The 19,601-nt window shown below is 63.6% G+C and carries 21 protein-coding genes; 13 read left to right on the top strand and 8 right to left on the bottom strand.

Annotation, left to right across the window (positions count from 1 at the left end; translation table 11 throughout):
* Window positions 1–83 precede the first annotated feature (83 nt).
* From AC1D08_RS11185 to AC1D08_RS11175, 3 genes are read left to right on the top strand one after another with little or no spacing between them, the layout of a single operon-like run.
* Window positions 84–788, top strand: coding sequence for an SDR family oxidoreductase (locus AC1D08_RS11185; RefSeq protein ID WP_457150686.1), 705 nt, complete (start codon window positions 84–86; stop codon window positions 786–788).
* 22 nt (window positions 789–810) lie between these two features.
* Entirely contained in the window at window positions 811–1,260 is a 450-nt protein-coding gene (locus AC1D08_RS11180; protein ID WP_477301694.1) for a hypothetical protein, read from the top strand.
* A gap of 34 nt (window positions 1,261–1,294) precedes the next feature.
* Entirely contained in the window at window positions 1,295–2,353 is a 1,059-nt protein-coding gene (locus AC1D08_RS11175; RefSeq protein WP_457150688.1) for a Gfo/Idh/MocA family protein, read from the top strand.
* A gap of 86 nt (window positions 2,354–2,439) precedes the next feature.
* Here the strand turns inward: AC1D08_RS11175 and AC1D08_RS11170 are convergent, their stop codons facing one another.
* Both AC1D08_RS11170 and AC1D08_RS11165 read right to left on the bottom strand, forming a co-directional pair.
* Window positions 2,440–4,848 (bottom strand): putative bifunctional diguanylate cyclase/phosphodiesterase, encoded by a 2,409-nt coding sequence (locus tag AC1D08_RS11170; RefSeq protein WP_457150689.1) that lies wholly within the window; start codon window positions 4,846–4,848, stop codon window positions 2,440–2,442.
* A 219-nt stretch (window positions 4,849–5,067) separates the two neighbouring features.
* Window positions 5,068–6,300, bottom strand: coding sequence for a cytochrome-c peroxidase (locus tag AC1D08_RS11165; RefSeq protein WP_457150699.1), 1,233 nt, complete (start codon window positions 6,298–6,300; stop codon window positions 5,068–5,070).
* A 252-nt stretch (window positions 6,301–6,552) separates the two neighbouring features.
* Between AC1D08_RS11165 and AC1D08_RS11160 the strand changes: the two genes are divergently transcribed.
* Window positions 6,553–8,091, top strand: a complete 1,539-nt coding sequence (locus AC1D08_RS11160) for an acid phosphatase (protein WP_457150690.1) — start codon at window positions 6,553–6,555, stop codon at window positions 8,089–8,091.
* A 38-nt stretch (window positions 8,092–8,129) separates the two neighbouring features.
* On the opposite strand, the gene AC1D08_RS11155 is transcribed toward AC1D08_RS11160, so the two are convergent.
* Entirely contained in the window at window positions 8,130–8,609 is a 480-nt protein-coding gene (locus AC1D08_RS11155) for an Lrp/AsnC family transcriptional regulator (RefSeq protein ID WP_457150691.1), read from the bottom strand.
* Window positions 8,610–8,717: 108 nt separating this feature from the next.
* Here AC1D08_RS11155 and AC1D08_RS11150 point away from each other — a divergent pair, with 108 nt between their 5' ends.
* Window positions 8,718–9,257 (top strand): RBBP9/YdeN family alpha/beta hydrolase, encoded by a 540-nt coding sequence (locus AC1D08_RS11150; RefSeq protein WP_457150692.1) that lies wholly within the window; start codon window positions 8,718–8,720, stop codon window positions 9,255–9,257.
* Between the two features lie 2 nt (window positions 9,258–9,259).
* On the opposite strand, the gene AC1D08_RS11145 is transcribed toward AC1D08_RS11150, so the two are convergent.
* Window positions 9,260–9,856: a DUF922 domain-containing Zn-dependent protease gene (locus tag AC1D08_RS11145; RefSeq protein ID WP_245331366.1), complete on the bottom strand. Its 597-nt coding sequence runs from the start codon at window positions 9,854–9,856 to the stop codon at window positions 9,260–9,262.
* 109 nt (window positions 9,857–9,965) lie between these two features.
* On the opposite strand from AC1D08_RS11145, the gene AC1D08_RS11140 reads away from it, so the two are divergent.
* The 4 genes from AC1D08_RS11140 to AC1D08_RS11125 all read left to right on the top strand — a co-directional run bounded on the left by AC1D08_RS11140 (window position 9,966) and on the right by AC1D08_RS11125 (window position 13,120).
* Window positions 9,966–10,454, top strand: coding sequence for a hypothetical protein (locus AC1D08_RS11140; RefSeq protein WP_457150693.1), 489 nt, complete (start codon window positions 9,966–9,968; stop codon window positions 10,452–10,454).
* Window positions 10,455–10,693: 239 nt separating this feature from the next.
* Window positions 10,694–11,314 (top strand): NADAR family protein, encoded by a 621-nt coding sequence (locus tag AC1D08_RS11135; RefSeq protein ID WP_477423120.1) that lies wholly within the window; start codon window positions 10,694–10,696, stop codon window positions 11,312–11,314.
* Between the two features lie 11 nt (window positions 11,315–11,325).
* Window positions 11,326–11,778: a GNAT family N-acetyltransferase gene (locus AC1D08_RS11130; RefSeq protein WP_457150695.1), complete on the top strand. Its 453-nt coding sequence runs from the start codon at window positions 11,326–11,328 to the stop codon at window positions 11,776–11,778.
* Window positions 11,779–11,920: 142 nt separating this feature from the next.
* Window positions 11,921–13,120, top strand: a complete 1,200-nt coding sequence (locus tag AC1D08_RS11125; protein WP_457150700.1) for an aminotransferase-like domain-containing protein — start codon at window positions 11,921–11,923, stop codon at window positions 13,118–13,120.
* A gap of 18 nt (window positions 13,121–13,138) precedes the next feature.
* On the opposite strand, the gene AC1D08_RS11120 is transcribed toward AC1D08_RS11125, so the two are convergent.
* The gene (locus tag AC1D08_RS11120) at window positions 13,139–13,393 is read right to left on the bottom strand and encodes a hypothetical protein (protein WP_245331368.1); all 255 of its coding nucleotides are present in this window, start codon (window positions 13,391–13,393) and stop codon (window positions 13,139–13,141) included.
* 378 nt (window positions 13,394–13,771) lie between these two features.
* Between AC1D08_RS11120 and AC1D08_RS11115 the strand changes: the two genes are divergently transcribed.
* The 3 genes from AC1D08_RS11115 (at window position 13,772) to AC1D08_RS11105 (ending at window position 16,104) form a co-directional block, all read left to right on the top strand.
* A complete protein-coding gene (locus AC1D08_RS11115; protein ID WP_457150696.1) occupies window positions 13,772–14,191 on the top strand; it encodes a VOC family protein in 420 nt (139 codons plus the stop codon).
* A gap of 197 nt (window positions 14,192–14,388) precedes the next feature.
* Window positions 14,389–15,006, top strand: coding sequence for a C39 family peptidase (locus tag AC1D08_RS11110; RefSeq protein WP_457150697.1), 618 nt, complete (start codon window positions 14,389–14,391; stop codon window positions 15,004–15,006).
* 24 nt (window positions 15,007–15,030) lie between these two features.
* Window positions 15,031–16,104: a D-alanine--D-alanine ligase family protein gene (locus tag AC1D08_RS11105; protein WP_457150698.1), complete on the top strand. Its 1,074-nt coding sequence runs from the start codon at window positions 15,031–15,033 to the stop codon at window positions 16,102–16,104.
* 90 nt (window positions 16,105–16,194) lie between these two features.
* On the opposite strand, the gene AC1D08_RS11100 is transcribed toward AC1D08_RS11105, so the two are convergent.
* The 3 genes from AC1D08_RS11100 to AC1D08_RS11090 all read right to left on the bottom strand — a co-directional run bounded on the left by AC1D08_RS11100 (window position 16,195) and on the right by AC1D08_RS11090 (window position 17,259).
* Window positions 16,195–16,428 (bottom strand): DUF378 domain-containing protein, encoded by a 234-nt coding sequence (locus AC1D08_RS11100; RefSeq protein WP_095091343.1) that lies wholly within the window; start codon window positions 16,426–16,428, stop codon window positions 16,195–16,197.
* 132 nt (window positions 16,429–16,560) lie between these two features.
* Window positions 16,561–16,806, bottom strand: coding sequence for a DUF982 domain-containing protein (locus AC1D08_RS11095; RefSeq protein ID WP_095091344.1), 246 nt, complete (start codon window positions 16,804–16,806; stop codon window positions 16,561–16,563).
* A 99-nt stretch (window positions 16,807–16,905) separates the two neighbouring features.
* Complete coding sequence (locus AC1D08_RS11090; protein ID WP_477423117.1) at window positions 16,906–17,259, bottom strand: hypothetical protein; 354 nt, start codon at window positions 17,257–17,259, stop codon at window positions 16,906–16,908.
* Between the two features lie 329 nt (window positions 17,260–17,588).
* On the opposite strand from AC1D08_RS11090, the gene AC1D08_RS11085 reads away from it, so the two are divergent.
* The gene (locus tag AC1D08_RS11085; protein WP_457153407.1) at window positions 17,589–19,577 is read left to right on the top strand and encodes an AI-2E family transporter; all 1,989 of its coding nucleotides are present in this window, start codon (window positions 17,589–17,591) and stop codon (window positions 19,575–19,577) included.
* Window positions 19,578–19,601: the final 24 nt, after the last annotated feature.

Genomic DNA, 19,601 nt, shown 5'->3' with positions numbered 1-19,601 from the left:
CTGGTTCGAACTGGCTGACGAAACCGGCTATACACCGCCAACTGCGAAGGCCTCGCGCCCGCCAACCCAAGAAGGAAAATCAGATGAGTTCAGAAAAAACAGCTGTCGTTGTGGCTGGCGGCAGCGGCATGGGTGCGGCGGCGGCGAAGCGCCTGGCGGCGGATGGCTTCAACGTCGCGATCCTGTCCTCGTCCGGCAAGGGCGAAGCGCTGGCCAAGGAGCTTGGCGGGCTCGGCGTCACCGGCTCCAACCAATCGAATGACGATCTGCAACGCCTCGTCGACCTGACGCTGGAGCGCTATGGCCGCATCGACGTGCTGGTCAACAGCGGCGGTCACGGGCCGCGCGCGCCGATCCTCGAGATCACGGACGAGCAGTGGCACACCGGCATGGATGTGTATCTGCTCAACGTCATCCGGCCGGTGCGCATCGTGGCACCGCAGATGGTCAAGCAGAAGGGCGGCGCCATCATCAACATCTCGACCGCCTGGGTGGTCGAGCCGAGCCCGATGTTCCCGACCTCGGCGGTGTTCCGCGCAGGGCTTGCCGCCTACACCAAGATCTTCGCCAACACCTATGCACCAGACAATGTGCGCATGAACAACGTGCTGCCCGGCTGGATCGACAGCCTGCCGGCCACCGAGGAGCGCCGCGACAGCGTGCCGATGCAGCGCTACGGCACCTCGGAAGAGGTCGCCGCGACGATCGCCTTCCTCGCGTCCGACGGCGCCGGCTACATCACCGGCCAGAACATCCGCGTCGACGGCGGCATCATCCGCGCTATCTGAGGCGCCGACCGGGAGGAGCACAATGTCCGACACCTATCTGCGCCTTGTGCCTCATGATCCGCACTGGCACCCCGACGAGCCGGCTGCCACCGCGGCCGTGAATGTTGCGCGCGGACTGTTCCCGCAGGCTGAGCATGTCGCCGTCGAATCCGAAGAGGGGGTGACGTTTTTCGACGCCGGAGCAAATACGGAAAGCGTCCATTGCCCGTTCTGCGGCGGCGACATCGAGGAATGGTGGGGCGGTGCCATGGACCAGGCCTTGGCGGCAGGCTTCGCCGACCTGTCCGTCACCACGCCGTGCTGCCAGAAGCCTGCGTCGCTGAACGATCTGCGCTACGTCTGGCCGGCGGCGTTCGGTGTCTGCGCGTTGACGGTCGTCAATCCGGGAGTGACCTCCTTGGCCAGCGAGCAGTTGCGGGCGATCGAGCAAGCCATGCGTTCGCCGCTGAAGGCGATCTGGCAGCGCCTCTGAGACGACGGATTCTGAATATTCCAAGGAGCAAGAAATGCGGCTTTTGATACTCGGCACCGGCTGGATGGCGCAGGAACATGCAAGGCGGTTCGGCGCCATCGAGGGCGTCGACATCGTTGGTGCCGTCGATGTCGATGCGGCGCGCGTCGGCGAATTCGCCGACGGCTTCAACATCCCCAACCGCTTCACCTCACTGGAGGAGGCGCTGAAATGGGGCGGCTTCGATGCGGTGGCCAATGTCACGCCGGACCGCATCCATCATCCCACCACCATGGCGCTGATCGCCGCCGGCAAGCCGGTGCTGTGCGAGAAACCGCTGGCCGAGAACTTCGGCAAGGCCACCGAGATGGCCGATGCCGCCGAGGCTGCCGGCATCGTCAACATGGTGAACCTCACCTATCGCAATGTCGCGGCGCTGCAGAAGGCCCGCCAGATGGTGCAAGCGGGCGAAATCGGCACGGTCAGACATGTCGAAGCGTCCTATCTGCAAAGCTGGCTGGTGTCGAAATTCTGGGGCGACTGGCACACCGATCCGAAATGGCTCTGGCGACTGTCGCGAGGCCATGGCTCGAATGGCGTGCTCGGTGATGTCGGCATCCACATCCTCGATTTCGCCAGCTATGGTGCCGCTCTCGACATCGACCATGTCTTCTGCCGGCTGCGCGCCTTCGACAAGGCGCCCGGCAATCGCATCGGCGACTACGAACTCGACGCCAATGACAGCTTCGCCATGACGCTGGATTTTTCCAACGGCGCCTTCGGCGTGGTGCATGCCAGCCGCTGGGCGACCGGCCATCTCAACGAACTGCGCCTGCGCATCTATGGCGACAAGGGCGGCATCGAGGTGGTGCACAATCTCGACGGCTCGCTGCTCAAGGCCTGCGTCGGCGACAATGTCGAGAACGCCAAATGGGAAGAGCTCGACGCCGGCTCGGTGCCAACCAACTACCAGCGTTTTGTCGACGCCGTCACCAGCGGGGTGCAGGGCGAGCCCAGCTTCCGCCACGCCGCCGGCCTGCAAAAGGTGCTCGACCTCGCCGTGGTGTCGGACGAGAAGCGGTCGGAGCTGAAGGCGAATGCCGACACGCAATAGGGTTTGTTAATATCCAAGTGATGCCGGCCTGCAAACGCTGGTTTTCTGCGCTTCCCGTGCTCACGTACTTGCCCCGTTGGTGCTGGTTATGCGGTCAAGGCATCTTGCAGTTCGGGCTGTTCGAAAAGCGTATGAAGCTCGGCTGCCGGCATTGGACGGCCAAAGAGCCAGCCCTGGACATCCGTGCAGCCATTCTCCCTGACCAGCCTGAACTGGTCCTCGGTCTCGACGCCTTCCGCGGTCGTGGTCATGCCAAGCGTTGCGCCGAGTTCGGCTACGGCCTTGACGATTGCCCGGCTTTCGCCGCTCTCGCACATCAGGCTGACGAAGCTGCGATCGATCTTGATGCGGTTGAACGGGAACGACCTGAGATAGCTCAGCGAGGAATAGCCGGTGCCGAAATCGTCCATGGCGATGCTGATGCCGAGGTCGCGCAGGCTGTACAGCGTGTTTATGGTGTTTTCATTGTGCGCCAGCAGCACCGATTCGGTGATCTCCAGCTCGAGCCGTGACGGCAGCAGGTTCGAAGCCGCGAGCGCCGCGGCAACCTGAAGCGGCAGCCCCTGCTGTTTGAACTGGGCGGGCGAGAGATTGACCGCGACCTTGACGGGCAGGGGCCATTTGGCGGCGTCGGCGCAAGCCCGCTGCATGATCCACTCGCCAAGCGTGTCGATGACGCCCGTCTCCTCGGCCATCGGGATGAATTCCGCCGGCGGCAGCAGGCCGAGGCGCGGATGGTTCCATCGCACCAGGGCTTCGAAGCCGGTGAGTTTCGAGGTCTTGGCGTCGTGCAGCGGTTGATAGTACACGACGAACTGCTCGTTTGTGACGCCGAGAGCCAGTTCGGATTCGAGTTGGCGCCGCTCCTGCAGTCTTGCGTCCATTCCCGGCTCGAACGACCTGCAGGTCCCACGGCCTTCCATCTTGGCTTTGTACAAGGCCAGGTCGGCATTGCGGATGAGGATTTCCGAACTTTGTCCGTCGTCCGGGAAGACAGCGATGCCGATGCTGCTGCCGATGTTGATCTTGTGGCCCTGTATCAAGAATTCGCCGGCCAGGGCATGAATGACCCGGCTCGCCAGCACACCCGCCTCGTCGTCGCCATCGATCAGGAGCTGGAGGATGACGAACTCGTCTCCCCCGGTTCGCGCGACCATGGCGGTTTCACCCGCCTGCTGCTTCAGGCGCCTCGCCACCGCACCGAGAACCTCATCGCCGATCGGATGGCCGAGGGTGTCATTGACCGGTTTGAAACGGTCGAGATCGACGCAATGGACGGCCAGCTTCTCGCCGTCCCTGAGGCTTCTCAGTGCCTCGTCCATCGTGTCGGCCAGGAGGCCCCGGTTGGGCAGGCCGGTGAGAATGTCATGCGTGGCAAGGTGCTGGATCTCGGCGGTGCGTTCCTCGACCCGCCGCTCCAAAGTCTCGGCGGCATTGGTCTGCATCATCATCGTGCGTCCGATCGCATACCAGCAGGCCAGCGCCAGCAGCGTGACCACCGCGACCGCCGCATAACCAGCCAGTTCGAATTGTCGCACCGACAGGGCGTCCATGTTGCTGTCGTATCTGCTGTTGGGGAAACCGGCCCAGAGACGCCAGGCGCTTCTGGGATCGTTGAGCGAGAGCGGGATGACTTCGGAATAGATCAGATTGGGGTCGGCCGCCGTGAAGGCACGGGAATCCGCCGCCAGGGCCGTCGACATCTTGTGCTGGTCGGATTCAAATCCGTAGCCTGAATTGACGATGACATAGTCGCTGCTCGGCAACAGTTTCCTAAGCGCCGAGGTGAGCATGATTGCCGAGACGGAGCCGCGCAGGCTGCCATCCTGGCCGAAGACCGGGACCGAAAGGATGAAACCGGAGCGATCCGCGTCATTGCCGGTGTGGATGAAATCTGTGTTGTCGCAGGTGATGAGCTCCTTGGTGCCGATGATCGGCACATTCAGCCCGTCAATGGCGCTCGAATTCGGATAGTTCGCCTTCAGCCAGGCGAGCTGTTTGGCCAGTTCCTGGTACTCATAGGTCTCGACTTCTTCGGCGGGCCGGGTCAGCGCGTTCTCGTCAAGCTTTGCGGACTTTGCGGCTGCAGCGTCGGACCGCGCCCTGGCATTCACGATCAGCTGGTCGAACTGGAGGATCGGCTCCTCGAGCTTTCCGGTCACGGCATCGAAGCGGTCGGGGTCGAAATCCAGCGGCAGGAAGTAGACCTCGGAAATGGAGACGTTGTTGGCGAGATTGTTGTAGATCTGCTGGATTGTCGCGCGGCCCTCGTCGCCGAGGTTGGTGCCATGCCGGTCGAGGTTTCGGACGCTTGGCAGGTAGCTCAGCGTTCGCACATTCTCGTAGACGGCCCGCAAGGCGTCTTCGACCGTCTTGGCGGTTGTCCTGGCTGCCGCCTGGGAGTTCTCGATGTAGCGTTCCTTGGCAAGCGCGAAGTTCCGCTGGGCGTCGATATGCAAGGCCGCCAGCATCGCTGCGCCGGTCACAAGGATCACAACAAATCCGACTGCTCGCCAGAATGCGTTCATCGGCGTCCCACCATCAATTGGTAAGGGATACCCCAGAGCAGTTTAGGAAGCGCTAATGAGTAAGCGCCAATAACCAATGCCCTTCCTTGCGGCCCCAGCGCCGCCACACACCAAATCCGGCAAGATCCATAAACCTGTTTTGCGGGTGCGAGAAAGCGGGATTGGGCATGCGCAAGGTCCAGGCAATCAGTTCGCCGGTACCGCCCCGGCCTGCTGATCGGCATCGGTCAGCGTTTGCAGGAAGGCGACGATGTCGTCGATTTCGGGGTCGGTCAGTGCCGGTTTGTCGCCGGGCTTCTTGCCGAAGGGCGGGTCATGGTTGAGGTTGGCCCAGTAAGCCTTTGGCAAATCGTCATTTTGCCGGATCGTGCCGTCGGCGTTCTTGGGATACCAATGGCCGGGATCGCTGTCGCGGCTGGCATAGAAGGCAACCGCGTCGCGCAGCGTGTGGAAGTAGCCGTTGTGGAAGAAGCTTTTGCGCAGCGCGACGTTGCGCAGCGTCGGCGTGCGAAACAGGCCGCAATACTCAGCCCGGCCATGGAAGTCGGTCCTGAGCGGCCCGCACAGGCCGAGATCGAAATAGGCGGGGTCGGCATTGGCCGGGATGGCCGGGTTGCGCGGCACGGCGACGGCGATCAGGCCGAAATCGGTGAATTGCGGCGGCTCGCCGTCATTGGCGGGTTCGCTCAGGTGGCAACTGGCGCAATTGCCCTTGGTTTCGTCCTCGAACAGCGCGCGCCCGCGCAATTCCTGCGCCGACAGCGTCGCCTTGCCGGCGAGGAAGGCGTCGTAGCGGCTGGAATAGGGATAGAAATCGGCGGCGCTCTGCTCGAAAGTGCCGAGCGCCTCGGCGGCGGCGTCGAAGGCGTCGTCCGGGTGGTCGAAAACGGTGTCGCCGAAGGCGGCCTTGAATTCATCGGCATAGGCGGTCTTGCGCAATCCGGCGGTGACGGCAGCGGCATCCTTGTTGGCCATCTCGAATGGCGACAGCAGCGGGATCTTGGCCTGGTCGCGGCCGCGGTCGGCGCGGCCGTCCCAGGTCAGGCCGCCGGTTGGGCCGTTGTCGACGCTTTCGTCGCCTTCATCCTCGGAATCGTAGAAATGCTCCGTGAAGGCTGGCACCGCCTGAAGGTAGCGAAGTGACGGCACGGCGCGCAGTCCGGGCTGGTCCAGCTTCGGACCGCCCATCTCGACCGGTGCCGCCGAGGCCGGACCGAAGGCATGGTGCGGATCATGGCAGGACGAGCAGGATTGTTTGCCTGAAGCCGACAGCGACGGGTCGAAGAACATCTTTCGGCCAAGCGCTGTCAGCGCCTGCGCCCGCGCGAAGGCATCCGCGCGCGACATCGGTCCGGGATGGACACTGCCGCTACCGGCGCTGACGGCGTTGCCGGGCAGGATGGTGGCGAGGCCAAACATCGATGCCGCGGCGGTCGCGATCATCAAGCCTTTCCATCGTCTTGCGGTCATAAGGTTCAGTCCGATTTGTTCCGCAATTAGGTCCGCACTGCAACGGATTGATGACCGGTCCACCCGCTCACGCAACCGTGTTCGGATGGGCGATAAATGTCACAAAGGTGACAAAGCATCGACCTAGCGTCCGAAGCCATGGCTCGTCGCCCCCAGCCATGCACTGCCCTCTAGCCATCACCCTAGCCATGAGGACCTCCCATGACGCGGTTCACGCTTTTCACCTCGCTTTGCCTGGCCGGCACGGCGCTGGCCTCGATTCCGGCTACAGCCAACGCAGCCCCTCCCGGCTTCGACAAGATCGACACCGTCGTCGTCATCTATGCCGAAAACCGCAGCTTCGATAATCTCTATGGCGGCTTCCCCGGCGCCAACGGCCTGGCCAACCTTTCGGCCGGCCAGGTGCGCCAGCTCGACCGCGACGGCAAGCCGCTGAGCGAACTGCCGCCGGCTTGGGGTGGTCTGACCGCCAAGGGCGTGACGCCGCCGGTGACCGAGGCGCAGACGGCCCATCTCAGCAATGCCAGCTTCGCCATCGACGACGCCAGCGGCTTCAACGAAAAGACCTCCGTCATCACCCGCGACCTCTGGCACCGCTTCTATCAGGAGCAGATGCAGATCGACGGCGGGAAGAACGACAAGTTCGTCGCCTGGGCCGATTCCGGCGGCCTGGTGATGGGTCATTATGACGGCTCGGTGCTGCCGATGTGGGCGGTGGCGAAGAAATACGTTTTGGCCGACAATTTCTTCCAGGGCGCCTTCGGTGGCTCCTTCCTCAACCATATCATGCTCGCCTGCGCCTGCGTTCCGGTCTATCCAAATGCCGACACCAGTCCGGTGAAGGGGCAAATCGCCGTGGTCGAAGCCGATGGCACGACGCTGAAGGTTGCCGACAACTCGCCGGCCTCTGCCCTCGGCGGGGCGCCGAAATTCGTCAATGACGGCGCCATCACGCCAGACTTCCACGCCGTCAACACAATGCAGCCGCCCTATCAGCCGAGCGCGAACAAACCGGCCGAAGGCGGCGACAAGGCACTTGCCGATCCGGCGCAGCCGACCACGCTGCCGCCGCAGCACGACATCACCATCGGCGATCTGTTGTCGCTGAAGGGCGTCAGCTGGGCCTGGTATTCCGGCGCCTGGCAGGCAACGCTCGACGGCAAGAACGCGACGCCTGTGCCGAACTTCCAGTTCCACCACCAGCCATTCAACTATTTCGCGGCATACGCGCCCGGCACGGCCGCGCGGGCCGAACATCTCAGGGATGGCGGCCTCGACGGGACCGAATTCATCAAGGCGATCGATGACGGTAAGCTGCCGGCGGTGAGTTTCTACAAGCCGCAAGGCAACCTCAACGAGCATGGCGGCTACGCCGATGTGGCGAGCGGCGACCAGCATCTCGCCGACGTCGTCTCGCACCTGGAGAAAAGCCCGCAATGGAGCCACATGCTGGTGGTCGTCACCTATGACGAGAATGGCGGTTTCTGGGACCATGTCGCGCCGCCGAAGGCCGACCGTTGGGGGCCGGGCAACCGCATCCCCGCCTTCATCATCTCGCCCTATGCGAAGATGGGTACTGTCGACCACACCCAATACGACACGACGTCGATCCTGCGCTTCATCACCGCGCGTTACGATTTGCCGGTGCTGCCCGGCATCGTCGCCCGCGACAAGGCGCTGCGCAACAACGACCAGCCGCCGATGGGCGATTTGAGCGCGGCGCTCGATCTCAGCCGCTAGGGCAGCTCAGGACCTCGGTGCGGCGAGCCCACAGTGCTCTAGCCGCCTGATCTCCGGATCAGGTCGCGGCCTATCCGCTTCGGCGCCTCGCTGCGCAGCACCAGCGCCGTGGTGACCGCGCCGTGGCGGGCCACCGCGTCGACGATGGTTTCAAGCTGCGCCGGCGAGGGGACGACCACTTTCAGGATGAAGCAATCTTCGCCGGTCAGCCGGTGCACCTCGGTGATCTGCGGCATTTCGGCGAACTGCTTGAGGCAGGGCCGGATGTGCTCATGCGTGGTGCGCACCCGGATGATCGCCATCATGCCGAGGCCAAGTGCGGCGGGATCGATCACCGCGGTGTAGCCGGCAATGACGCCGCGCTCCTCCAACCGTTTCACCCGCTCGGAGGTCGCCGGCTGCGACAGGCCGACCCGGCGGCCAAGCTCGGACATGCCGATGCGGCCGTTTTCCTGCATGGCTTCGACAATGGCGATGTCGGTCGGGTCGAGTGGCGCGCGCTCTTCGTTGTTTTTCATGGCCACCTTGAATCCATCGGAAATACAGAGAGTCTTCCGATGATTTCCCATTCCCGGGGCCCTGGCAAGACACCACCATGCTCCTTCAAGAGATAGGAGCAAGGCGACATGACGCATTTCATCATCCTGCCCGGCAGCGGCGGTTCGGGTCCAGCCCACTGGCAATCGCGCTGGGAAAGCGCCAATCCGGCGATGCGGCGGTTCCAGCCCTCGAGCTGGGACCTGCCGGATTTCACCGACTGGCTGGCGGCGCTCGAGGCTGCCGTGATCGAGGCGCCGGAGCCGCCGGTGCTGGTCGCGCACAGCCTGTCCTGCCTGCTGATCGCGCATTGGCAGAAGATCTCGCGGCGCCCGGTCCAGGCGGCCTTGCTGGTCGGTGTTCCCGATCCGACGGCGGCCGTGTTCCCGGCCTACGGCATGGCCTTTGCCAAAATTCCCGAGGGCCGGCTGCGCTTTGCCTCGCTTGTGGTGACCAGCACCAACGATCCCTATGGCACGCCGGACTATGCCGAGGCGAGGGCGAAGCAGTGGGGCAGCGGCATGGCCGTCATCGGCCCGTTCGGCCACATCAATGCGCAGAGTGGCCTGGGCGACTGGCCGGAAGGTGCTGCGCTTCTCGACGGTCTGGTTTCGGAGGCTCGAGGCTAGCGTCAGCCGCCATTGACCAGGGCAAGGATGAGTTTTTGCAGATTGCCGCCCTGGCCGAGTTCGATGCGGTCGAAATCGCGGCTCGCCTGCCGCTGTGCCTGAGACAGTCCGGACAGGCGCTTCGTCATCTCGGCGCGGATCTTGCTGCATTTGGGGTCGTCGGCGACGCTGAGGCCGACGGTCGCCGCTTCGATCTTGCGCACCATGTCGACAATGGTTGCGCCGTGGACCTTCTCATGGGCGCTGACGCCGGCAATGAAAACCTCCCAATTCTTCTGGATTGCTGGCGGCAGTGGCGAGGAGGGGCTGGGCAAGGTGTAGGTGATGATGAGCTTCGGCCGTGCCGAGACCAGCACGCAGGCTCCCGCTCGCGCCTGATAGTCCCTGGTCCAGGTCAGCTTGAAATTGGTGTGGGCGATGGCGCGGGCAATGCCGACCTTCGGTCCGTTGTCGCCGATCGAGCGGTAGAGCTCCGGCCCGGACTGGCCTGATATAGCGTAGGTTTCGACCTTCTCGACCGGCTTCCAGTCGGCATGGGCGGCGAGCGGCAAGCCCAACAGGGCGGCCAGCGACAGGCACAGACGAACACAGGCTCTCAACACCGCTCTCCGCACAATCAGGATGGCACGCCGCGACGGGCTATGCCACGGAACCGCTTTTCCTATAGAATGCCGATGGGTGAGGCCGCAAATGCCTGAGGGGGAAGTCATGAGATATCTGATCGTCGCGGGTATGGTGGCGGTGTTGCAGGCCGTACAGCCGGCGTTGGCCGCGTCCTGCGGCGGCTGGAGCGCTGAGATGGAGGAGGACGAGGGCGGCAGCGTGCTGACCGCCTCGGTCTGCGGCGGGCCGAAAGGCGGTGCGCATCTGATGCTGGCCTGTTTCGACACGCCGGTGCTGAGCTACGACCTCGGCGCCACCGGCCAGCAACTGGAGCCGGGCATCAGCGGCGCGTTCGACTTCAAGGCCGACGGCAAGACGGTGACGAAGACGCTGCAGCTCGAAGCCATGTACAACTACTTCGTGGTGAACCTGGCCAAAGCCGACCCGCTGCTGGATCTGCTGCGTGGGAAAGGCGATGTGCTGGTGAGCGCGGCAAAATACGGCCAGACCAGTTTCCCGCTGAAGGGCTCGAGCGCGGCAATCGGCAAGGTGCTGGCGCAGTGCGGCAAGGCTAAGGCTGGGGATGCGGATTGATTTGCCTGCCGGGTTCGTGGAGCCTGGTCGCTGAACCTCAAACGCTGGCCCTGCCCCTCATTGTCCTGCCGGACATTTCTCCCCGTATAGTGACGGGGAGAAAGGGGCAGCTTCAACGCCGGCGCTTTTTCTGCAACGCTGGCGATTGGCGAAATCATTGGTGACGGCGTCCTTCTCCCCGTCACTATACGGGGAGAAGATGCCGGCAGGCAGATGAGGGGCGGCGCCAGCCCTGGCCGTTGTCCAACGGCGTGCAATTCGCACCGATGCGATCGGTATTGACAAGCCGGCCTCTGGCTCTGTTCTTTCATGCCATGATTTACGATCGCTCCCGGCTCGAGGAAGCCTTCCGTTCCAAGTCCCGGCTCAAGTTCCTGTTCTTCTGGGGCCATCAGCCGTCCAGGGACGGCCGCATCAGCGCGTCCTGCTTCAGCCAGTGGTGGCATGCCTCGTTCACGGTGGCTGGACGCAGCTATCCGACAGCTGAACATTGGATGATGGCCGAGAAGGCGAGGCTGTTCGGCGATGACGAGACGGCGGCGCAGATCGTGCGCGCGGGAAGCCCGAAGCAGGCGAAGCAGCTCGGTCGCCAGGTGCGCGGCTTCGACGAAGGCAGATGGGACGCGGAGAAGCGGCGCATTGTGGGCGAGGGGAGCTTTGAGAAATTCCGGCAGAATGCGGCCCTGCGCGAATATTTGCTGTCGACCGGTGAGCAGATCCTGGTTGAAGCGAGCCCCATGGACCGGGTGTGGGGCATTGGGCTTGCCGCCGATGACGAGAAAGCAGCCAATCCGCTTTTGTGGCGCGGCGAGAACCTGCTGGGCTTCGCCCTGATGCAGGCGCGCAATCGCCTGCGGTAAGTATTGCAACCATGATCGAATTCCGCCGAGCGCAAGCTTTCGACCTGCCTGATATCGTCGCCATGCTGGCCGACGATCCGCTGGGCGCCGGCCGTGAGGACGCCTCGCTGCCGCTGGCGCGCGGTTATGTCGATGCCTTCAATGCCATCGACGTCGATCCCAACCAGCTGCTGGCGGTGGCCGTGGACGGCGGCGAGGTGATCGGCACCTTGCAGATCACCTTCCTTGCCGGCCTCTCGCGCAAGGGCGCCTGGCGCGGGCAGATCGAGGCGGTCCGCATCGCCAGCCATCGGCGCTCGGGCGGCATCGGCAGGCAGATGATCGAATGGGCGATCGGAGAATGCCGGGCGCGCGGCTGCAGCCTGGTCCAGCTCACCACCGACAGGTCGCGCGCGGACGCGCACCGCTTCTATGAGGATCTCGGCTTCACCGGCAGCCATCTCGGCTACAAGAAGACCTTGTGATGCCCGGCGTGGTTCCGGGCCGGCGGCAACTGGCGTATAGCGGAAGGCTGTCAGGCTCTATTCAAATTGCCGGGGAGAGCTGATATAGGTCAGCCAGGTTGACCTATATCAAAATTGTCGCGGGAGGCGCGCCTTGACCTTGATGAATCTGCTGGCTTCGCGCTCGTCGCGCATGAAGGCGTCCGAAATCCGCGAACTCCTGAAGCTGCTCGACCAGCCCGACATCATCTCGTTTGCCGGCGGCATTCCCGATCCGGCGCTGTTTCCGGCCGAGGCGATCCGCGACGCCTATGCCTCGGTGCTCGGCGGCGGCGAGGCGGGCGCGGCGCTGCAGTACCAGGTTTCGGAAGGCTATCTGCCGTTGCGGCGCTGGCTGGCCGGGCAGATGGGCAAACTCGGCGTCGCCTGCGACGAGGCCAACATCTTCATCACCTCCGGCTCGCAGCAGGCGCTCGATTATCTCGGCAAACTGTTCCTGTCGCCGGGCGATACCGCACTGGTGACATGGCCGACCTATCTCGGCGCGCTGCAGGCGTTCAACGCCTACGAGCCGCGCTACGACCGGCTGACGGTCGAAGGCGGCAACATGACGCCGGCGGCCTATCACGCGGCCGCCGCCGCGAATGGCGGCAAGGTCAAGTTCGCCTATCTGGTGCCGGATTTCGCCAACCCGACCGGCCAAACCTTGAACCGCCAGCAGCGCGAGGCGGTGCTCGACCTCGCCGGCGAACTCGACATCGCCGTCATCGAGGACGCCGCCTATCGCGCGCTGCGCTATGACGGCGAGGGCGTGCCGCCGATCCTGGCGCTCGACTGTGCTCGCTCCGGCTCTATCGACAAGGCGCGCACGCTCTATTGCGGCTCGTTCTCGAAGATCCTCTCGCCAGGCATGCGTGTCGGCTGGGTCTGCGCGCCGCGCCATATCGTCGAGAAGCTGGTGCTGATGAAACAGGCCTCCGACTTGCACAGCCCATCGATCAACCAGGTGGTGATGCACCGCGTCGCCGAAGCCGTATTCGACGGCCAGGTGGAAAAGCTCATCGGCGCCTACCGCGAGCGCCGCGACGGCCTGCTCGCAGCACTTGAAGCCAACATGCCTGAAGGCGTGAGCTGGAGCCGCCCGGAAGGCGGCATGTTCGTCTGGGCTACGCTGCCAGAGGGCGCCGACGCCACGGCACTTCTGGCGCGAGCGGTGAAGGAGGCGCGCGTCGCCTTCGTGCCCGGCAGCGCGTTCTTTGCCGACGCAACCGGGCGCAATACGCTGCGGCTCTCCTTCACGCTCGCCGACCGGCGCGCGGTGAGCGAGGGCATACCGCGGCTGGCGGCCATCCTGAAGGGGTGAAGCCCGCGCCGGGCGCACCTATGCCGCCACGTTCACCATGTGATTGAGCTTCGAAAGCCGGCTGCGAGCCAGCTTGCGGATTGGCTTTTCGAACTCTTCCTCGCCGGTTTCGACGACGAAGACCAGTGTCATGAAATCCAGCATGAATTCGTCGATAGCCGTCGCGATCTTCTGCGATCTGCCCTTGAAGCGATGCAGCAAGGCGTTTGCTTCTTCGACATCGTCGACGCCGGCGCTGTCGACCAGCGCCTCAAGCCTCTGAAAACTGTCCAATTTGATTCCTCCCAGCCGCGCCTCAAAACTTGCCTTGGCGGGGAAAGTTCCGGCGGAGAGGGGTTTTGCGAAAAGAATTCGCCTCCACCGCTTGAATTTGCGTGAATTCGACGACCCGTTGGCAATCTTTTTGTTTGAGTGGAACCTCTGAGGCACACAAAAGTTGTCACCGTGTCTGACCCCCCGTCAGACATCTGAAAGCACGGTACCAGCTTTCCAAAGGCCCGTCGGATCCCCCTCCCGGCGGGCTTTTCCGTTTGAAGGATCGACCGAGGGCTCCATGGCCGGACGTGTGGTGGGACCTGGCGGTCGGCAGGCACCTGTGTTGACGCCGCCCTGTGCGGACCTAAGTTCGCAAGCTCACAAGGAGGAATATTCATGGAACTGCATCGCGGCCGGCTTATCGATCATATCCAGTTGGTGGTGAGGGACCTCGCCGCCAGCCGGCGTTTCTACGAGGCGGTCCTGCAGGTGCTCGATGTTTCGATCGGCGGTGTCGGCGACGACTATTTCTGGGCCGACGAACTGTTCGTCTCCAGTGCCGACAGCCGGGCGGCGCAGGGAAAGCTCACCGGCCGTCATCATCTTGCTTTCCAGGCAAGGGACCACGCCATGGTCGATGCATTCTACAAGGCCGGGCTCGCAGCCGGCGGCACGGACAATGGCGCGCCGGGCGAGCGGCCCTATCATCCCGGCTATTACGCCGCCTTCCTGCTCGATCCGGACGGCAACAACATCGAGGCGGTGCATCACGGCCCGGCAAAGCGCAGCGCCGCGTCCGTGACGATCACCTTCTGAGAGACCATTGGGAAATTCTACTCCGGCGGCCATCTAACTGCGTTTTCTGCGCTTCCGGTGCTCACAGACCCAAATGTCCGCGCCGCTCCGGTTCTCGAAACCTCCACCGCCAGGGCGAATTTCGCAACGGTCTCTGGGTGGCTTTCCAATCGCCGTGTATCTCGTTTACGAGAATCCGAATCTGATCGAGGAAGCGCATGAGCCCACTGTCTGAAACCGTGCCGTTTTTCAGCCAGTGGGAAACGCCGGACATGACCATGGAGGTGCTCGCCGAGGGTGCTGACGTCGCGCTGCGGCTCGATCCGCTGTGGCAAAATTCGGGGGCTGAGACTTCTGACGAATACGCGGTCTGGGCAGCCAATATCTGCGGCATGGCGTGCCTGAAGATGATCCTGGCGACGCGCGGCGAGATCGTGCCGACGATCGAGCTCGCCAGGCGTTGCACCGCCTATGGCGGCTATGTCGTCAACGAGGGCTCGATCAAGGGGCTGATCTATGCACCCTTCGTCAGCTTCGTGCGGGAGACCTTCGGCCTGCGGGCCGAAGTGATAACCAGTGTCGCGACATCGGACATTCCGGCGATCCTGGCGCGGTCGCGGTTCTTCATCGCTTCGGTCAGCAGCTGGATCCGCTGGCCCGAGCGCGAGCCGCCGGCGAAGGGAGGCCATCTGGTGCTGGTCACCGCGGCGTCGGACCAGGGTTTCCGCTTTCACAATCCGTCCGGCCATACCAGCGCCACACAGGAGAACGCAGTGTTGGCACCGGTCGATTTCGACCGCTTCTTCGCCAATCGCGGCATTGCGGTTGCCATTTGATTTTTTGACAGTTGAGGGATTTCGATGACGGGCAAGACAAGGGTGGCCATCCTCTATGGCGGGCGTTCGGCCGAACATGACGTGTCGCGCCTTTCGGCCGCCAATGTGCTGAAGGCAATCGACCGGACGCGCTACGAGATCGTGCCGATCGCCATTTCCAGGGACGGCAGATGGCTGCTGCAAGCTTCGTCCGTCGGCGATGCGGCAGGCGCTCCGGTGTCCGAGGACGGCGCGGAGGTCGCGCTGCTGCCCGGCGGCAAGGGCAGGCTGGTCGCCGTGTCGCGGGATGGAACGCAGCCCGACCCCGTCGATGTCGTCTTTCCCGTGCTGCACGGGCCGTTCGGCGAGGACGGTTCGGTGCAGGGCTATGCGGAAGTCGCCGATGTCGCCTATGTCGGTTGTGGCATCCTCGCCTCGGCCGCCGCAATGGACAAGGATGTCGCCAAGCGGCTGATGCGCGAAGCCGGCCTTGCCGTCGCCCGCTCCGCCACCTTGCTGGGTGGCGAGCCTGTGTCCTTCGACGACGTTAGGGCAAGGCTGGGTCTGCCGGTCTTCGTCAAGCCGGCGCGCCAGGGCTCGTCCTTCGGGGTGAGCAAGGCTGGCGACGGCGCCAGTTTCGCCGACGCCGTCGAGGCGGCTTTCCACCATGATAACAAGGTTTTGGTGGAAGAATTTGTCGAGGGACGTGAGATCGAGTGCTCGGTCCTGCAGCGGGCCGACGGCACGCTGACGGTGTCGCTGCCCGGCGAGATCATTCCGGCCGGTAAGCACGGCTTCTACACCTATGAGGCCAAATATCTCGATGCCGACGGCGCGGTGGTCAAGGTGCCCGCCGATGTCCCGGCCGCGGTTGCCGACATGGCACGCGACATGGCACGGCGCGCCTTCCAGGCGCTCGGCTGCGAAGCCATGGCGCGCGTCGATTTCTTCCTGCGCGCCGACGGTTCGCTGCTCGTCAACGAGGTCAACACCATTCCCGGCTTCACCGACATCTCGATGTATGCCAAGGCGCTGGCGGCATCAGGCATAGGCTACAGCCACACCATCGACGTGCTGATCGATCACGCGCTGGCCAGGCATGGCGCGCGAACAGTCTAAAGCCTCCTGGGGGAATGTTGATGCCGGCGGCCTGATTGGCCTTTACGGGATGTGAGGCGGCGGGTTTTCCGCCGCCCCGCATCTTACCGGTCACGGATGATGATGGAGATGCCTTTCGGCATCGACTTCGCCAACCGTAAAGCTCTGGAAGCCTGGCATGAGCTGCCATATGGCCGCAAGGCCGATGATCAGATAGGCTAGGCGGGCCAGCATGGCGCCCCCGAGGACAGTGCCGATTACGTCATAGCCCGTTACACCCATGGACAGGAAGTTGAGACCGCCAAGGATGATCAGGGCGAGTGTGACGAGGTTCATGTTACGCATAAACGCCTCCTAAGGTTGCCTGACAAAAAGACGTCTGAAAAAAAACGCCTTCCGTTTCAAACGGTTCCTTCGATCACGAAATTGTGAACGGCCGCTATTGTCCGTGAATGCAACCAGCTTACCCGACCCGGCTTACTCGACCAGGATATGCGCCTCGCGTGCGGCCTCGACAAACGCCTCCCTGGCGATATCGGGGGACACCTCGCCGCTCGTTGCCCGGCGGCAGGCGCGTAGCGCGGACTGATGTTTCAGGCTGCCGGCATCGCGCCAATGTGTCGTGAGCAATTCGATGGCCTGCTCGGTGTTGGACAGGTTGCGGGTGGACCCGGTGACGCCGACCGAAACCACCACGGGTTTGGAGAACCATGCGGTTTGCATTGGAACCTCGACTGCGTTGCAGTCGTAAACGCTTCTGACGGCGTGAGGTTGCATCGCCGCCAATCACTGTAGCGTGAGGATTGTCGCCCAACTTTTGGCTTATGGATACTTTGTCGTGGCCGGGGGGCTCGGCTCGCCCTCGAGTTCCTTCGGCAGCGGCAAACTTGAGCACTGCAAATGGATTTCGCGGGCGAAGATCTTTCGCTCCTTTTGCTCGTGCTCCTTGATGGCTGCTGCGAGCCCCAGTCCGTAGGGGCCAAGGAACACACCAGTCCCCCAACCGGGATGCTCCTTTTCGCGCGCATCATAGTTCGAAGCGTCGACACGGGCCTGTTGACATTCCGGCGATACCCACTTCGGGTCTTGCGTTGAAAGCGACGCTCCATATTCGACAGGAGAGCTCACACATCCAGTTGCTGCCGTGGCCAACGCGACTAACACCGCAAGTCTCATATAGGGTCTTCTCCAGGATTTTTTCGAGAAGTACACAGAAGCCTCCCTGCGACAAGGGACGCTGCGATGAGACTTGGGGAATACAGGTCTCGGTGCCGTTGATTTACCGAGGGACATGAATTTCTCTTTCTGGCCCAACGTCTACCATCGCCAAGGCGCGGCCGGGATAGCGCTGGCCGGAGATTTCCCGGCGCCATTGCTTCGTCGCGCGGCCATCTCGCGCCATCCCGATCATCGACCTGCAGCCGGTGACGAGCAGTTCGTCACCGGCGAAAGTTGCACGCCGGCTCAATATGCCCGATCATGACCGTTGGCAGGGGAGAGACCAAGTGGCGACCAATCGTCGAAACGGCATGGCGTCTCCAGCGCATGGGTTGGAGGACATTCTTTCGGCCGCCGCGCCCCACCCGCGAACCTCATTGCCCAATGTGGCGACCACCGTCACGACGGTGGCGGCACTGTATTTCGGGCGCGAGGTTTTCCTGCCGATCGCCATCGCGCTGTTGCTGACTTTCGCGCTCGCGCCGCTGGTCGCGGCGCTGAAACGCGTCGGCATCCCCAGGATCGCGGCTGTCATCGTCAGCGTTCTCAGCGCTTTCGCGGCACTCGCCCTGTTCAGCTTCATTGTCGCCTCGCAGGTCAGCGAACTGGCACAGAACATCCCGACCTACCAGATCAACATCCTGACCAAGATCCGTTCACTCAAGGAAACCGGCGTCGGGGGAGGCATCATTGCCAGGTTGAGCGACGTGGTCGAGCGTGTCGGACAGGAGATAGACAGGCAGGACGCTTCGCCGCCGGCGGCCACTCCCGACAAGCCGGCGCGCGAGCCGGTGCCCGTCGAGATCGTCGCGCGCCAAAAGCCGCTCGAAGTCCTGCAGAGCATCGTCGGTCCGCTGATCAGCCCGCTCGGATCGGCCGGACTGATCATCGTCGTGGTTATTTTCATGCTGCTCGAACGGGAGGATCTGCGCGACCGCTTCATCCGGCTTGTCGGCTATGGCGACCTTCACCGCACCACCGAGGCGCTGCAGGATGCTGCCAAGCGGGTGGGCCGCTATCTGCTCATGCAGTTGATCGTCAACATCGTCTACGCCATACCGATTGCGCTCGGACTGTGGTTCCTCGGCATTCCCAATGCACTGCTGTGGGGGCTGCTGGCGCTGGCGCTGCGTTTCGTTCCCTATATCGGCCCGGCCATCGGCATGCTGCTGCCGCTGTTCCTGGCGCTGGCCGTGGCACCCGGCTGGTCGCTCGTCCTGTGGACGGCCGCCCTGTTCGTGGTGATGGAACTGGTCACCGGCAACGTCGTCGAACCCTGGCTTTACGGCTCGCGAACGGGGCTGTCATCGCTGGCGATCATCGTGGCGGCCATCTTCTGGACGTGGCTCTGGGGGCCGCTCGGGCTGGTCCTGTCGACGCCGCTCACCGTCTGCCTGGTGGTGCTGGGCAGACACGTGCCGCAGTTCGAGTTCCTCGACGTGCTGTTCGGCAACGAGCCCGTGCTCGAGCCCCATGCGCGCCTCTACCAGCGGCTGCTGGCTGGCGATCCGGAGGAAGCCACCGACCACGCCGAGGAGATGCTGGAAGAGAAATATCTGTTCGAATTCTACGACAAGGTGGCGATTCCGGCACTTCTGCTGGGCGAGCGCGACCGTGTGCGCGGCGTCATGGGCGACCTGCAAAGACGGAAGGTGGCGGACAGTGCCCTGACGCTGGTGGCCAACCTCGACGATGAGGCGCAACAGGAAGCGGTTGAGGAGGATGACCCGGCCGAGGCCGGGGAGCCCGGCGATAATGGCGATGGCGCCGGCGTGGACGAGGCCGACCTGCCCGATGGCACTGACATGTCGGTGCTTTGTGCCGGTGGGCGTGGCGAGCTCGACGATGCCGCGGCCGCGATGCTGGCACAGGTGCTGGAAGTGCAGGGCGCGACAGCATCGAAAGCGGGCTTCGCCGAGATGGAACCGGCGAGCATCCGCCGCCTCGAGCTCGATGCCATCGACACCGTCGTGATCAGCTTCCTGAACCGGGATTCCGTCAAGCACGCGCGTTTCCTGGTTCGCCGGCTGAAGCGTGCGAAGGCGGCGCTGCGGGTGGGCATCGTGTTCTGGTCGGAAACCGGCAATGACGACAAGGAGGCGACCGCCAGGCTGGCCCAGGACATGAACGCGGATTTCGTCGCCCATGGCATGGTCGACGCCGTGGTCGGCGCGCTGTCAAACGAGCCGCCGGTTGCCCTCAAGTTCGTCACCAAACGCCGTATGCGCCGGCAGCGGGCCGCGCCCAAAAAGGTTCAGGCAGCAACCGCGAGCTAGGGGCGTCTTGGCACTTGGCGCACC

The sequence above is a fragment of the Mesorhizobium sp. P2_E6 genome (genome assembly GCF_056403835.1).
Note: the sequence above shows the minus strand (reverse complement) of the source record. Positions and strands in the feature narration are given on the sequence as shown.

Excerpts from the sequence above, each read along its gene's own strand:
- AC1D08_RS11185 (WP_457150686.1), top strand. The coding sequence starts at position 84 with ATGAGTTCAGAAAAAACAGCTGTCGTTGTGGCTGGCGGCAGCGGCATG.
- AC1D08_RS11180 (WP_477301694.1), top strand. The coding sequence starts at position 811 with ATGTCCGACACCTATCTGCGCCTTGTGCCTCATGATCCGCACTGGCAC.
- AC1D08_RS11175 (WP_457150688.1), top strand. The coding sequence starts at position 1,295 with ATGCGGCTTTTGATACTCGGCACCGGCTGGATGGCGCAGGAACATGCA.
- AC1D08_RS11165 (WP_457150699.1), bottom strand. The coding sequence starts at position 6,300 with ATGTTTGGCCTCGCCACCATCCTGCCCGGCAACGCCGTCAGCGCCGGT.
- AC1D08_RS11160 (WP_457150690.1), top strand. The coding sequence starts at position 6,553 with ATGACGCGGTTCACGCTTTTCACCTCGCTTTGCCTGGCCGGCACGGCG.
- AC1D08_RS11155 (WP_457150691.1), bottom strand. The coding sequence starts at position 8,609 with ATGAAAAACAACGAAGAGCGCGCGCCACTCGACCCGACCGACATCGCC.
- AC1D08_RS11150 (WP_457150692.1), top strand. The coding sequence starts at position 8,718 with ATGACGCATTTCATCATCCTGCCCGGCAGCGGCGGTTCGGGTCCAGCC.
- AC1D08_RS11140 (WP_457150693.1), top strand. The coding sequence starts at position 9,966 with ATGAGATATCTGATCGTCGCGGGTATGGTGGCGGTGTTGCAGGCCGTA.
- AC1D08_RS11130 (WP_457150695.1), top strand. The coding sequence starts at position 11,326 with ATGATCGAATTCCGCCGAGCGCAAGCTTTCGACCTGCCTGATATCGTC.
- AC1D08_RS11125 (WP_457150700.1), top strand. The coding sequence starts at position 11,921 with ATGAATCTGCTGGCTTCGCGCTCGTCGCGCATGAAGGCGTCCGAAATC.
- AC1D08_RS11115 (WP_457150696.1), top strand. The coding sequence starts at position 13,772 with ATGGAACTGCATCGCGGCCGGCTTATCGATCATATCCAGTTGGTGGTG.
- AC1D08_RS11110 (WP_457150697.1), top strand. The coding sequence starts at position 14,389 with ATGAGCCCACTGTCTGAAACCGTGCCGTTTTTCAGCCAGTGGGAAACG.
- AC1D08_RS11105 (WP_457150698.1), top strand. The coding sequence starts at position 15,031 with ATGACGGGCAAGACAAGGGTGGCCATCCTCTATGGCGGGCGTTCGGCC.
- AC1D08_RS11100 (WP_095091343.1), bottom strand. The coding sequence starts at position 16,428 with ATGCGTAACATGAACCTCGTCACACTCGCCCTGATCATCCTTGGCGGT.
- AC1D08_RS11095 (WP_095091344.1), bottom strand. The coding sequence starts at position 16,806 with ATGCAAACCGCATGGTTCTCCAAACCCGTGGTGGTTTCGGTCGGCGTC.
- AC1D08_RS11090 (WP_477423117.1), bottom strand. The coding sequence starts at position 17,259 with ATGAGACTTGCGGTGTTAGTCGCGTTGGCCACGGCAGCAACTGGATGT.